The organism is Mesorhizobium sp. M7A.F.Ca.US.005.03.2.1, from assembly GCF_003997795.1.
Lineage (GTDB): Bacteria > Pseudomonadota > Alphaproteobacteria > Rhizobiales > Rhizobiaceae > Mesorhizobium > Mesorhizobium ciceri.
The window spans coordinates 1-13,793 of record NZ_RZRP01000066.1 but is presented as its reverse complement, the minus strand read 5'-3'; the positions used below and the strand labels follow the sequence as shown (position 1 = coordinate 13,793).

Here is a 13,793-nt window from a genome sequence, read left to right as displayed (position 1 = left end):
CTGCCGGACATCTCCCCCTCAAGGGGGGAGATTGGATGTCGCGACGGCTTTCGCCAATCGCCGACCTTGCGGGACTGAGCGAGGCGCCGAAACTGCCAATCTCCCCACTCGAGGGGGAGATGTCCGGCAGGACAGAGGGGGGCGCCGTAGGGCGTTAACCTATACAGACATCGGCCGACGCTGCCGTCCGTCCGGGTTATTGAGCAAACCGTCCCAACCCGTAAGGCGCGAGCAGCGGATCGCGCTCGCCATCAAGGATTTCGCGAGCGGCAAACAGGCCGACGGCCGGCGCCAGCGTGATGCCGGAATGCATGACGCTGACATAGACGCCGTCCATGCCCTCGGCGCGGCCGATGATCGGAAAACCGTCGATCGGCGTCGGCCGGTAACCGACCGTGTGGAAATCGAGCGCCAGCCCGTCTCCGCCGCGCAGGCTGGCTTTCAGGACCGCGAACAGTTCGCTGGCGGTGGCTTGCGCATCCATGCCGGGGTCGGCGCCGCCGAAATCGGAACCGGCGATGATACGGCCCTCGGCGGTCTGGCGCATATGCAGCCGCTCGGCCAGCACCAGTCCGTTCAGCAGTTTCTCGTAGGGCCGCGAGTGGACGATCAGGCCAGGTGGCGTCTCGAGCGGCAGATTTATGCCGGCGGTGGCGGCAATGCCCGCCGAGCCGACGCCGGCCGCGATCAACACCTCGTCGGTGGCAAGCAGCCCATGCGATGTGTCGACGCCCGAAATCCTGCCGCCTGTCTGGACAAGCGCCGTCACCGTGCTGGAGATGATCCGCGCGCCGCGTCGTTCGGCATCGGCCAGCAGCGCCTTCGTTGCCGCGACCGGCTCGGCAACGCCCTCTTCGGCGACATGCAAAGCGACGTCCGGGAGTTCGGTGAGATTAGGCTCTATACGGGCCGCGCCGGCGCGGTCGACGCGCTCGATGCCGTAGCCCCAGGCCGAATGCTGCGCGGTATAGGCTTCCATGTCGGCCGCCGATAGATCCCAGCACAGGCCGCCGCACCAGTTGAGCGGCAGGCCGGGCACGTCCCGCGCCAGCCGCGACCATTCGGCCATGGCGCGGGTGCGCAGCCGGAAATAGGGCTCCGGATTGCCCCAGGTGGCATTGATCCAGGCAAAGGAGTTCGGCGTGGCGACCCCACCGGCGGCGCTGTCGGCGGCGATAACCGTCACCTGTGCGCCTGCCCTGGTCAGGTGCCAGGCCATGGAAGCACCGATGATGCCGGCGCCGATGACGATCACTTGTTTCACGGCAGCCATGTTCGCTCCTCAAACTCGCCACCCCCTGAGGGACACTCTTCCAGTGCCACCCCCGCTTGCCAACATCGGCAACGCAAATTATTCGGCTTGACATCAATACGTACGTACGTATTATATCGGTATGGCCAGACAATCACTCCGCGAAAACCTCCTTGACGCCGGGTTCCGGACCATCTGGAATTCCGGCTATACCGCCGCCGGTGTGCGCGACATCGTTGCCGCCGCCGACGCCCGGCCCGGCTCGTTCACCAACCATTTTGCCTCCAAGGAGGAGTTTGCCGGGGAGGTGCTGGACCGCTATTTCGCCTATGTCGGCACGTTGGTCGAGAAAGCCTTGGCGCAGGACGGCACGCCGCCCATCGGCCGGCTGAGGCGCTACGTCGATGTCATCACCTCGAAGCTTGAGGCGCATGATTGGGCACGCGGCTGCATGATAGGCAATCTCAGCCTCGAGACCGCGGTCCACAGCGAGCCGCTGCGCCTGCAACTCGTCGACATCTTCGAACGCTGGCGCCAGCCCTTCGCCGCCTGCATCGCCGAAGGCCAGGCAGCCGGCGACATCTCCAAGACCTTCGAGGCCGAGGACCTTGCCGACTTCCTGCTGTCGTCTTGGCAGGGCGCCATGCTGCGCATGAAGGTTGAACGTAGCCCCGCGCCGCTCGAGCGGTTCAAGAAAATCATCTTCAGCACAGTTTTTGCAAAGGAGCCGACCCCATGAGTTCGAAAGCCAACATTTCTCAAGCTGGCGTCGCTGCACCGAGACGCTCGCAGATCGCCGTGCTCGATTCGACCATGTCCTATGTCGAGACGGGAGCGTCCGGCCCCACCGTTCTGTTCCTGCATGGCAATCCGACCTCATCCCACATCTGGCGCAACATCATCCCGCATGTCGCGCCGCTCGGTCGCTGCATCGCGCCCGACCTGATCGGCTACGGCCAATCCGGCAAGCCCGATATCGATTATCGCTTCTTCGATCACGTCCGCTATCTCGACGCCTTCCTGGACGTGCTCGACATCCAGGAAGTGGTGTTGGTCGCGCAGGACTGGGGCACGGCCCTGGCTTTCCATCTCGCGGCGCGGCGACCGCAACGCGTGCTCGGCCTTGCCTTCATGGAATTCATCCGACCCTTCGAGCGCTGGGAGGATTTTCATCAGCGCCCGCAAGCCCGCGAAATGTTCAAGGCGCTGCGCACGCCGGGTGTCGGCGAGAAGCTGGTCCTGGAAGACAATGTCTTCGTCGAAAAAGTGTTGCCGGCCTCGGTGCTGCGTACACTGAGCGATGAGGAGATGGCCGTCTACCGGGCGCCGTTCCCGACACCGCAATCGCGAAAGCCGGTGTTGCGCCTGCCTCGGGAATTGCCGATCGAGGGCCAGCCCGCCGACGTTGCCGCCATCAGCGAACATGATCATCGCGCACTTCGGCTCTCCACCTATCCGAAACTGCTGTTTGCGGGCGATCCCGGCGCGCTGATTGCGCCGCAGGCCGCACGCGAATTCGCCGCCGGGCTGAAGAACTGCCGGTTCATCAATCTCGGACCCGGTGCGCACTATCTGCAAGAAGACCATGCCGACGCGATAGGCGGCACCATTGCCGGCTGGCTCCCCGAGGTCGTTCAGGCGAGCCGCACGGCCGAATTGGCCTGAAGCAAGCCATGGCTTCCGGCGGCTTCCCTGCCGCCGGACCGGTCGACAGGCCCGGACTGCGCTGCTAGAAGCCCGGCCTGTCACACGGAAATCCCAGAGAATGCCCGAAGCAATAGAAGAAGAAGTGGCGCGCCGCCGCACCTTCGCGATCATCGCGCACCCGGACGCCGGCAAGACCACGCTCACCGAAAAGCTGCTGCTGTTCGGCGGCGCCATCCAGCTTGCCGGCGAGGTCAAGGCCAAGAAGGACAAGATCCAGACGCGGTCGGACTGGATGAAGATCGAGCGTGAGCGCGGCATTTCGGTCGTCACTTCGGTGATGACCTTCGAGTATGAGGACAATGTCTTCAACCTGCTCGACACGCCCGGCCACGAGGATTTCGCAGACGACACCTATCGCACGCTATCGGCGGTCGACTCGGCCGTCATGGTCATCGATGCCGCCAAGGGCATCGAGCCGCGCACGCTGAAGCTTTTCGAAGTCTGCCGGCTACGCGACATCCCGATCATCACCTTCGTCAACAAGATGGATCGCGAAAGCCGCGATCCGTTCGAGATCCTCGATGAGATCGAGCAGAAGCTGGCGCTGGATACGGCGCCGATCACCTGGCCGATCGGCCGGGGCAAGAATTTTTCCGGCACCTACCATCTGGCGCTGAACGCCGTGCGCAGGGGCGACGACGAGAAGGAGCGCACGCCGGTCAACGGTCCCGATTCCAACCGCGTCGCCGGCCTTTTGCCGGAGAACGAGCGCGAGGCCTTCATCGAGGAGCTGGAGCTGGCGCGGGAAGCATGCAGACCCCTTGATATAGAAGCCTTCCGCGAGGGTCACCTGACGCCGGTCTATTTCGGCTCGGCGCTGCGCAATTATGGCGTGCGCGACCTGATCGAGGCGCTCGGCGCTTTTGGACCGCCGCCGCGTGCTCAAGAGGCCGACACCCGCAAGGTCGAGGCGACCGAAGAGAAGATGACGTCCTTCGTCTTCAAGATCCAGGCCAACATGGATCCCAACCACCGCGACCGCATAGCCTTCGTCCGCGTCTGTTCGGGCAAGCTCGAGCGCGGCATGAAGGCCAAGCTGGTACGCACGGGAAAACCGATGTCGCTGTCGGCGCCGCAGTTCTTCTTTGCCCGCACACGCGTCACCGCCGACGAGGCCTTTGCCGGCGACGTCGTCGGCATTCCCAACCACGGCACGCTGCGTATTGGCGATACGCTGACCGAGGGCGAGGAAATCCTGTTCCGCGGCGTTCCGAATTTTGCCCCGGAAATCCTGCGCCGTGTCCGCCTCGGCGACGCGATGAAGGCCAAAAAGCTGAAGGAAGCGCTACACCAGATGGCAGAGGAGGGCGTCGTGCAGCTGTTTTCGCCCGAGGACGGCTCACCGGCCATCGTCGGTGTCGTCGGCGCGCTGCAACTCGACGTCCTGAAGGAACGGCTGAACTTCGAATACACCCTGCCGGTCGAATTCGAGATGTCGCGCTTTTCCGTGTGCCGCTGGATCTCGGCCGACGACAAGGCCGAGGTCCTGCGTTTCATCGAGGCGCATCGCGGCGACATCGCCCGCGACCTCGACAACGACCCGGTGTTCCTCGCCCAGCACGCCTTCTCGCTGAACTACGAAGCGGAGCGCTGGAAGGCGATCGAGTTTGCCACGATCAAGGACTATCAGGTCCGCGACAGAGCGGCGTAAGTCGCGCTTTTTCCTTCTCCCCGTTCACGGGGAGAAGGTGCCCGAAGGGCGGATGAGGGGCGGCGCGACCCTCGACTATCCTCTGGCAGCTTCCTCTATCTTGGCGATGTCGATCTTGCTCATCTGCATCATCGCCGACATTACGCGGCCGGCCTTGGCCCGGTCCGGATCCAGGAGCAGGCGCGGCAGCTGCTCCGGCACAACCTGCCAGGAGACGCCGAATTTATCCTTCAGCCAACTGCATTGCGATGGTTGGCCGCCACCTTCGATGAGCTTGTCCCAGAAGTAATCCACCTCTTCCTGCGTCTTGCAGTCGATCGACTGCGACATCGCTTCGCTGTGCTTGAACTGCGGTCCACCATTGAGCGCCTGGAACTGCACGCCGTCGAGTTCAAACGTGGTCACCAGCACTTTGCCTTCATCGGCGTGGCCTTTGGGCCAGCGCATCACGCTCAGCACCTTCGAATTCTTGAAGATGGAGACGTAGAAATTCATGGCCTCTTCGGCCTGGCCATCGAACCACAGGCAGGTGGTGATCTTTTGCATGTCGTGCTCCTCGTGCTGTTTCGGTCGCTGTTCCTGTGAAACGGCTGACTCCGAACATGGTGCCATCTCCTTGCCGTCTGCCCAAGGACGGACATGCAGCGCGCCATCCGACAGTGCCACGCATTTTTTTGAGAGAATCTGGCGCATTGCAAAATTGTGGCCAGACCATACTTGCGCGTCTATAACGCCTGCGGTCCGAATTCAGCTCCGCCGCGCCAACCCCTGGGCTGCGGCCAGCCACCAAGGAAAAAACATGCCTGCCTATCGTTCCCGCACCACCACCCATGGCCGCAACATGGCCGGCGCTCGCGGCCTCTGGCGCGCCACCGGCATGAAGGACTCGGATTTCGGCAAGCCGATCATTGCGGTGGTCAACTCCTTCACCCAGTTCGTGCCGGGCCATGTTCATCTGAAGGATCTCGGCCAATTGGTCGCGCGCGAGATCGAAAAGGCCGGCGGCGTTGCCAAGGAATTCAACACCATCGCCGTCGATGACGGCATCGCCATGGGCCATGACGGCATGCTCTATTCGCTCCCGTCGCGCGAGCTGATCGCCGATTCCGTCGAATACATGGTCAACGCGCATTGCGCCGACGCCATGGTCTGCATCTCCAATTGCGACAAGATCACGCCCGGCATGCTGATGGCCTCGTTGCGCCTCAACATCCCGACCGTCTTCGTCTCCGGCGGTCCGATGGAAGCCGGCAAGGTGGTGCTCGCCGGCAAGACGCAGGCGCTCGACCTGGTCGATGCCATGGTCGCGGCCGCCGACGACAAGATCTCCGATGAGGACGTCAAGGTCATCGAGCGCTCGGCCTGCCCGACCTGCGGCTCCTGCTCGGGCATGTTCACCGCCAATTCGATGAATTGTTTGACCGAGGCGCTTGGCCTGTCGCTGCCCGGCAACGGCTCGACATTGGCGACGCATGCCGACCGCAAGCGTCTGTTCGTCGAGGCCGGCCACCTGATCGTCGATCTCGCCCAGCGCTATTACGAGCAGGACGACGAAACCGCACTGCCGCGCAACATCGCCTCGAAGGGCGCTTTCGAGAACGCCATGACGCTCGACATCGCCATGGGCGGTTCGACCAACACCGTGTTGCATATCCTGGCTGCGGCGCATGAGGGCGAGATCGATTTCGATCAGGACGACATCGACGCGCTGTCGCGCAAGGTGCCGGTGCTGTGCAAGGTGGCGCCCGCCAAGTCCGACGTCCACATGGAAGACGTCCACCGCGCCGGCGGCATCATGGCCATCCTCGGCCAGCTCGACAATGCCGGCCTGCTCAACCGCGACCTGCCGACGGTGCATACGTCAACCCTGGGCGAAGCGCTCGACCATTGGGATATTTCCCGCACGACCAGCCAGAGCGTGCGCGATTTCTTCCTCGCCGCCCCTGGCGGCGTGCCGACACAGGTCGCCTTCAGCCAGGAGCGCCGCTGGGACGAGCTCGATCTCGACCGCGAGAAAGGCGTTATCCGCTCGACCGAACATCCCTTTTCCAAGGATGGCGGCCTTGCCGTGCTGAAGGGCAATCTGGCGCTCGACGGCTGCATCGTGAAGACGGCGGGCGTCGATGAATCGATCCTGAAATTCACCGGCCCGGCCCGCGTGTTCGAAAGCCAGGATTCCAGCGTCAAGGCGATCCTGTCCAATGAGATCAAGGCCGGCGATGTCGTCGTCATCCGCTATGAAGGACCGCGCGGCGGCCCCGGCATGCAGGAAATGCTCTACCCGACAAGCTATCTGAAGTCGAAGGGCCTCGGCAAGGCCTGCGCTCTGGTCACTGACGGCCGCTTCTCCGGCGGCACCTCGGGCCTGTCGATCGGCCATGCGTCGCCGGAAGCTGCCGAAGGCGGTTTGATCGGACTGGTGCAGGAGGGCGATACGATCGAGATCGACATCCCGAACCGCAGCATCCGCCTGGCTGTCGATGAGGCGGAACTCGTTGCGCGACGGGCGGCGATGGAAGCCAAGGGCGCCATGGCCTGGAAGCCGGAGGAAAAGCGCAAGCGCAAGGTGACGACCGCCTTGCGCGCCTATGCCGCCATGGCCACCAGCGCGGCCAAGGGCGCGGTGAGGTTTGTGCCGGAATAAGGTTCGCGCCCAGGCCCCCTCATCCGGCCGCTACGCGGCCACCTTCTCCCCGCTGGGGAGAAGAGGCTGGCGCCGGCCCTGACGATCTCTTCTCCCCTCGGGGAGAAGGTGGCCCGAAGGGCCGGATGAGGGGGCTGGCTCCAATATCCGGAACACCATCACGGCATCAACTGATACTCATAGAGCTTCTGGTAAAGCCCGCCCTGCTTGAGCAAGGTCTTGTGCGGGCCGCTTTCCACCACCTTGCCGGCTTCGAGCACCACGATTGTGTCGGCCTGGTGCACGGTCGACAGACGGTGCGCGATGACGATCGTCGTGCGGCCTTCCGTCAATTGCTGCAGCGCGTCGCGGAACAGCGCTTCCGATTCGGCGTCGAGCGCACTGGTCGCTTCGTCCAGCAGCAGGATCTCCGCATTGCGCAGCATGGCGCGTGCGATCGAGATCCGTTGGCGCTGGCCGCCCGACAGTAGGCCGCCATTCTCGCCGACATCCGTCTCGTAGCCTTTCGCCTGCGCGCTGATGAAGTCATGCGCGTTGGCCGCCTTGGCGGCGGCGATCACCTCATCGTCGGTCGCACCCTCGCGCCCAAGCCGGATGTTGTGCATGATGGTGCCGGCAAACAGGAACGTATCCTGGCTGACATAGGCGATCTTTTCCCGCAGCGATGCGAGCGTCGCATGGGAAATATCCTGACCGTCGAACAGCACCCTGCCGCTCTGCGGATCATACATGCGCATGATCAGGTTTAGAATCGTCGACTTGCCGCCGCCGGAAGGCCCGACCAGCGCCGTCATCTTGCCGGGCGCAAGCGTCAGATCGAACCTGTCCAGCACCGGCGGCCCTTTCTGATAAGCGAAGTCGACGGCGTCGAACCGGATCTCGCCCGGTCCGGCCAGAAGCGGCTTCGCGTCCGGCTTCTCGACCAGAGTGAGCGGCTGGTCGGCGAGCTCGAACATCATACGCACGCCGACAATGCCGCTTTCCAGCGATATACGCACGCGTGCAAGGCGCTTTGCCGGCTCATAGGCAAACAGGAGTGCCCCGATGAAGGCCATGATGTTTCCCGGCATCTGGCCGCCCTGCAAGACCAGGAAGCCGCTGACGAAGATGGCCCCGGCAATTGCCAGCCCGGCCAGCGTCTCCATCACCGGGCTTGTCGCAGCCTCCAGCGTCGCGATGTTATTGGCCCGGTTCTCGACGTCCGACACGGCCTTGTACATGCGGTTGCGCATCGCGCCTTCGAGGTTGAAGGATTTGACGACGCGCACGCCGATTGCCGTTTCCTGCATCACCTGCACGATCTGGCCGACCGAGCGAAACTCCATCGCGGCGAACTTGCGAACACGTTTCAGGATGCGGTTGACCCCGTAGATAGCCAAGGGGCCGACGACGAAGCAGATTATAGACAAGGCTGGCTGCTGCCAGACCATGACTCCTACCAGGACGACCAGCGACAACAGATCGCGCACATAGGACGTGACAACGAGGTCGAGCACGTTGCGTGCCGCCTGCGCATTGTTGGTCATGCGTGTGATCAGGTCGGACGACGAGGTCGAATGGTAGAATTCGATGCCTTGCGCCAGGATGCGGTCGTAGATCTTGCGCTGGCGGTCGGCGATGATGGCGTTGCCGACACGGCTCATGAAATAGGCCTGAATGAAGTTGGCGAGGCCCTTGAGGATGAAGATCGTGGCGACCCCGCCCGCAATCAGGTTGACCCGGTCAATCCGCTTGAAGACTACGAATTCGTCGGTGATCTCTTTGAGAATCCAGGCGCTGGCGCCGGTCGTGGCGGCCACCACAAGCATCGACAAGATCGCGGCGCCGTAGCCAAACCTGTGCTGATAAAAGGATTCCCGGATCAACCTCGCGACGAGGCGCTGGTTTTCCGTCGAGCGGAAGAAACGAAACAAACGGCGGATCCTTGAAACCGGGACAACGAAGGCGGCTTATAGAGGGAGTTGCGGCCGGATGAAACCATCCGCGGCCGCCGCGGACAAATCGCTGTTGCAAGCGGCATCGACGGGATGCGATTTTCAGCCTCGGCTATATCAGATGATTCTTTTGACGGGATGACGACGGATGGATTTCGACCTTATCGTTCGCGGCGGCACACTGCCTGATGGCAGGGTTGCCGACATCGGCATCAACGGTGAGACGATCGCGGCGATCGAGCCCGTTCTCCAGGGTTCCGCGCGGACGAAGGTCGACGCCCATGGCAATCTGGTCTCGCCGCCCTTCGTCGATCCGCATTTCCACATGGACGCGACGCTCTCCTACGGCATTCCGCGCATCAACGCGTCGGGTACGCTGCTCGAAGGCATTTCGCTGTGGGGCGAGTTGAAGCCGCTTTTGACGCATGAGGCGGTGCGTGATCGCGCGCTGGCCTATTGCGACTGGGCGGTGTCGATGGGCCTGCTCGCCATCCGCACCCATGTCGATGTCTGCGATGACCGCCTGCTGGCGGTCGAGGCGCTGCTCGAGGTCAAGAAGACGGTCGCTCCCTACATCGATCTGCAATTGGTCGCCTTCCCGCAGGACGGGTTTTATCGCTCTCCATCGGCGCGTGAAAACACCATCCGCGCGCTCGACATGGGCGTCGACATCGTCGGCGGCATCCCGCATTTCGAGCGCACCATGGCCGACGGCACGCGCTCGGTAACGGAGCTGTGCGAGATCGCGGCCAGCCGCGGCCTGATGGTCGACCTGCATTGCGACGAGACCGATGATCCGCTGTCGCGCCATATCGAGCAGTTGGCCTATGAAACGCAGCGTCTTGGTCTGCAGGGCAAGGTCGCCGGTTCGCACCTCACCTCGATGCATTCGATGGACAATTACTACGTCTCGAAGCTGCTGCCGCTGATCGCCGAGGCCGGCGTCTCGGTCATTCCCAATCCGCTGATCAACATCATGCTGCAGGGCCGCCACGACACCTTCCCGAAGCGCCGCGGCCTTACCCGGGTCAAGGAGATGCTGGCGCTCGGCATTCGCGTCGGTTGGGGCCAGGATTGCGTGCTCGATCCCTGGTATTCGCTGGGCACCGCCGACATGCTCGATGTCGCCTTCATGGGTCTGCACGTCGCTCAGATGTCGAGCCCGGCAGAGATGGCGCGCTGCTTCGACATGGTCACCAACGTCAATGCCGCGATCATGGGCCTCGATCATCTCGGCCTGGCGGTCGGCAAGCGCGCCAGCCTGGTCGTCCTCGATGCCGGCAATCCGGTCGAAGCCCTGCGGCTGCGCGCCGAGCGCCTGTGCGTCATCGCCAGGGGCAAGGTGGTGGCGGAGCGGACGAAGCAGGAAACCAGGCTGTCCATCGGCGGAAGGCCGGGAATGGTGAACCGGCGGCACATATCCAGCTAGATACAGCCGATTCCCGGCGCTGGTCTTACCCATTGCCCGAATTCTCCTCGTCAAGGCAGCCACTTCCGTCTACGACGCGGCTACCAGGGAGGAATCGGGATCGGCATGACGCAGCCCGTGGCGCAGAATTCGACGATCAGGAATGTGCTTTTGGCCGGCATTCTGCTGATGCTGGCCGGCGATTTCCTGTTTGCGCTGAACGACGCCATGGGCAAATGGCTGGTCGCCAGCTTCTCCGTCGGCCAGGTGGTGCTGATCCGCTCCATCGGCGCCTTCTTCGTGCTCGGCCCGATGATCGCCAACCAGGGCCCGGCCAAGCTGTTTCGCATGGAACGCCTGGAGCTGCAGCTGCTGCGGGTGGTGATGACCACGCTCGACACCGCGCTCTTCTATGCCGCCGTGGTCTATCTGCCGCTGGCCGATGTGATGAGTTTCTACATGGCGGGGCCGATCTACGTCGCGGCACTCTCGCACCTCTTGCTTGGCGAAAAGGTCGGCTGGCGCCGCTGGATGGCGATCCTGCTCGGCTTCTGCGGTGTGCTGATCATGCTGAAACCGTCCTCGGCGGCGTTCTCGCTGTCATCAGGCTTTGCGCTGGTGGGCAGTATCTCCTTCGCCTTCGCCATCATCCTCAACCGCCGCCTGCGTGGCACCAGCGACACCAATCTGGTGACATGGCAGACCATCGGCACACTGCTGGTCGGCGGCGTGCTGAGCATCGGCGCCTGGCAGACGCCGTCGGCGCTCGATCTCGGCGCCATGCTGCTGCTCGGCATCGTCTCCTGCGGCGCCCATCTGATGATCACCAGGGCGCTCAAGCTGGCGCCGGCCTCAACGCTGGCGCCGCTGCATTACACGCTGCTGCTGTGGGCGGTGGTGTTCGGACTGGTGTTCTTCGGCGACGTTCCCGGTCCGCGCATCCTGATCGGCTCGGGCATTGTCGTTCTCGCCGGCCTGTTCATCTTCCACCGCCAGAAAGTGGTCGAGACCACGGTGCCGCCCGAAAACGTGCCGAAGGGCGTGAATTAGTCCAGGCTCACCCCCGGCGGATCGCCGCCAGATGCCGTGAAAACTCGGACGTCTCCATCAGCGCCTTGCAGCGCGCGAACCGCCCGTCGGCATAGGCGCGAAAATCATCGACCGGGTTGTTGTTGGCGAGCTGGATCAGCCCCCACAGCGTCCACAACAGGTCGCACATCGCCTTGTAGATGACGATGCGGCCGCGCTCCGCCGGCCTCGCCTCGCCGCCGAAATAGGCGCGCATCATCTCTTCGTCTTGCGCCAGATCGAATTTACCTTCCACGGAGAGGTCGCCAAGGTCCCAGAGCGGGTCGTTCATGCCCGAATATTCCCAGTCGACGATCCACATCCGCTCGCCGGTGTCGAGGAAGTTTTCGCACAGCGGATCGCAATGACAGGCGACGAGAGGCAGCGGATGGGCGGCCAGCGCCGACCGCACGCTCTCGGCGTCGCGCACCACGTCATGATAGCCGGCGGGCAAGGCGATCTCCTTGGTGGACAGCACCTTGAGATAGTCGTCGATCATCGCAAACAGCTCGAAGCGGAAGGGAAACACCGCGCCTGAATTGTGCAGCTTGCGAAAGGCCTCGCCGGCGCGGGCTGGACTGCCCGGCCGAACCTTGAATTTCTCCTCCGACATGGTTTCGGCGCCGGCGATGTAGCGTGTCACCATCAACCCGGTGCCGGCATCGACATGCAGCACCTCGGGACTGACCCCTGCTTTTGCCGCTTCGCGTGCGGCCACCGCTTCGTTGGCCCGGTTGATGTATTCCTCGGTGCCCTTGCCAGGAATGCGCAGGCAGAAGTCGCCGGCCTTGAAGACGAGATTGGTGAGGCCGCCCAGCCGTTCCAGCGGCCCGCTGTAGCCGGCCAGCATGGGAATGGCGTCCAGTGCCGCACGCGCCTCGTCTGTAATCATGCCTGCGCCCCCACACACTGTTATTTGTCGCGGCAACGGTTCCACAATTTTCGCGCTTTGGCTATCATCACTGCGAGATCAAAAATTGGCGGACTGGATCAAAGTGGCGGACAGCAAACATCAGGGCGCGCTTGGCGCGGCCTACGCGGCAAAGCGGCCCGAAGAGGTCGCCGCACTTTATGATCGTTGGTCGCAGACCTACGACGCCGACATGTCGGCCGCCGGCTATCGCCATCCGACGATCTGCCTTGCGCTGCTGACCCGCCATCTGCCGCGCGGTTCAGCACCGCTGCTCGATGCCGGGGCCGGCACCGGTCTCATCGGCGAATGGCTTGATATTGCCGGTTACCCGCAAGTCGAGGCACTCGATATTTCACAAGGCATGCTGGATCAGGCGGCCCGCAAGGGTGTCTATTCCGCGCTCCATTGCCTGGCGCTGGGCGGTCATCTGCCCTTTGCCGATGATGCCTATGCCGGAGTGATCTCGGCCGGCGTCTTCACATCAGGTCATGTCGGCGTCGAGGGGCTGGACGAACTGATCCGCATATGCCGGCCGGGCGGCATCATCGTGCTGACGGTCAAGAACTCGCTGTGGGATCAGGGCTTCGCCACGCGCGTCGCTGAGCTCGAGGCGCAGGGCCTCGTCACCCGCGTCGAGGAAACGCGCCCTTATGTCTCGATGCCCGGCGAAGCCGACACCGTGCCCAGCCGCGGCCTCGCACTGCGCGTGACCTGACCTACGCTTTGACCCTCGCGCCTGCCGGGTCGTACATCGGCTCGAGGTGGATCTTGGCCGGCGTCCTCTCCATCGCAACCACCAGTTCGTAGTCGCCCGAGGCGAGAAAATCGTCGCTGACCCCGTCGGCGTTGCGCACGTAGCCGTAGCCGATGGTCTTGCCCAGCGTATAGCCATAACCGCCGCTGGTGAGATAACCGACAGGCTCGCCATTGCGCAGGATGGTTTCGCGGCCGAGCAGCACGATCTCGGGGTCGTCGACCGTGAAGCCGGCAAAGCGTTTCTTCATTGCCGTGCCGCTGGTCTTCTCCAGCGCGCGCCGTCCGATGAAATCCGTGTTCTTGCGCAGCTTGACCGCCCAGCCGAGCCCGGCTTCCTGCGGCGTGTCGTTGGGCGTGATGTCGGAGCCCCAGGCACGATAGCCCTTTTCCAGCCGCAGCGATTCCAGTGCCCGATAGCCGATCGGGCGGATGTCGTGCTTTTTGCCTGCCGCCATCAGCG

At 63.5% G+C, this 13,793-nt stretch carries 12 protein-coding genes; 7 read left to right on the top strand and 5 right to left on the bottom strand.

The features are described 5' to 3' along the window. Positions 1-196: 196 nt before the first annotated feature. On the bottom strand, positions 197-1,273 hold the full coding sequence (locus EN991_RS06190) for an FAD-binding oxidoreductase (protein ID WP_127368375.1): 1,077 nt from the start codon (positions 1,271-1,273) through the stop codon (positions 197-199). Between the two features lie 121 nt (positions 1,274-1,394). Here EN991_RS06190 and EN991_RS06185 point away from each other — a divergent pair, with 121 nt between their 5' ends. The 3 genes from EN991_RS06185 to EN991_RS06175 all read left to right on the top strand — a co-directional run bounded on the left by EN991_RS06185 (position 1,395) and on the right by EN991_RS06175 (position 4,610). Continuing rightward, positions 1,395-1,991 carry a TetR/AcrR family transcriptional regulator gene (locus EN991_RS06185; protein ID WP_127368374.1) on the top strand — a complete coding sequence of 199 codons (597 nt, stop codon included), beginning with the start codon at positions 1,395-1,397 and terminating at the stop codon, positions 1,989-1,991. Then, positions 1,988-2,917, top strand: a complete 930-nt coding sequence (locus EN991_RS06180; protein WP_127368373.1) for a haloalkane dehalogenase — start codon at positions 1,988-1,990, stop codon at positions 2,915-2,917. Before EN991_RS06185 ends, EN991_RS06180 begins: the two co-directional genes overlap by 4 nt. A gap of 100 nt (positions 2,918-3,017) precedes the next feature. Then, positions 3,018-4,610, top strand: a complete 1,593-nt coding sequence (locus EN991_RS06175; protein WP_063171116.1) for a peptide chain release factor 3 — start codon at positions 3,018-3,020, stop codon at positions 4,608-4,610. Between the two features lie 75 nt (positions 4,611-4,685). Here EN991_RS06175 and EN991_RS06170 read toward each other — a convergent pair whose 3' ends face one another. Next, on the bottom strand, positions 4,686-5,156 hold the full coding sequence (locus tag EN991_RS06170; RefSeq protein ID WP_027163762.1) for a VOC family protein: 471 nt from the start codon (positions 5,154-5,156) through the stop codon (positions 4,686-4,688). Between the two features lie 253 nt (positions 5,157-5,409). Between EN991_RS06170 and ilvD the strand changes: the two genes are divergently transcribed. Then, positions 5,410-7,254, top strand: coding sequence for a dihydroxy-acid dehydratase (ilvD, locus tag EN991_RS06165; protein ID WP_063171117.1), 1,845 nt, complete (start codon positions 5,410-5,412; stop codon positions 7,252-7,254). A 158-nt stretch (positions 7,255-7,412) separates the two neighbouring features. On the opposite strand, the gene EN991_RS06160 is transcribed toward ilvD, so the two are convergent. Beyond that, on the bottom strand, positions 7,413-9,167 hold the full coding sequence (locus EN991_RS06160; protein WP_027161839.1) for an ABC transporter ATP-binding protein: 1,755 nt from the start codon (positions 9,165-9,167) through the stop codon (positions 7,413-7,415). Between the two features lie 169 nt (positions 9,168-9,336). On the opposite strand from EN991_RS06160, the gene EN991_RS06155 reads away from it, so the two are divergent. Both EN991_RS06155 and EN991_RS06150 read left to right on the top strand, forming a co-directional pair. Next, complete coding sequence (locus tag EN991_RS06155; protein ID WP_127368372.1) at positions 9,337-10,617, top strand: amidohydrolase family protein; 1,281 nt, start codon at positions 9,337-9,339, stop codon at positions 10,615-10,617. 105 nt (positions 10,618-10,722) lie between these two features. Further along, positions 10,723-11,646, top strand: a complete 924-nt coding sequence (locus tag EN991_RS06150) for a DMT family transporter (protein WP_013528034.1) — start codon at positions 10,723-10,725, stop codon at positions 11,644-11,646. 7 nt (positions 11,647-11,653) lie between these two features. Here the strand turns inward: EN991_RS06150 and EN991_RS06145 are convergent, their stop codons facing one another. Continuing rightward, on the bottom strand, positions 11,654-12,556 hold the full coding sequence (locus tag EN991_RS06145) for a phosphotransferase family protein (protein ID WP_027161837.1): 903 nt from the start codon (positions 12,554-12,556) through the stop codon (positions 11,654-11,656). A 103-nt stretch (positions 12,557-12,659) separates the two neighbouring features. Between EN991_RS06145 and EN991_RS06140 the strand changes: the two genes are divergently transcribed. After that, the gene (locus tag EN991_RS06140; RefSeq protein ID WP_164753586.1) at positions 12,660-13,292 is read left to right on the top strand and encodes a class I SAM-dependent methyltransferase; all 633 of its coding nucleotides are present in this window, start codon (positions 12,660-12,662) and stop codon (positions 13,290-13,292) included. Between the two features lies 1 nt (position 13,293). On the opposite strand, the gene EN991_RS06135 is transcribed toward EN991_RS06140, so the two are convergent. Next, positions 13,294-13,793 (bottom strand): glycine cleavage T C-terminal barrel domain-containing protein (locus tag EN991_RS06135; RefSeq protein ID WP_164768880.1); only part of this gene is annotated, 500 nt, incomplete at its 5' end.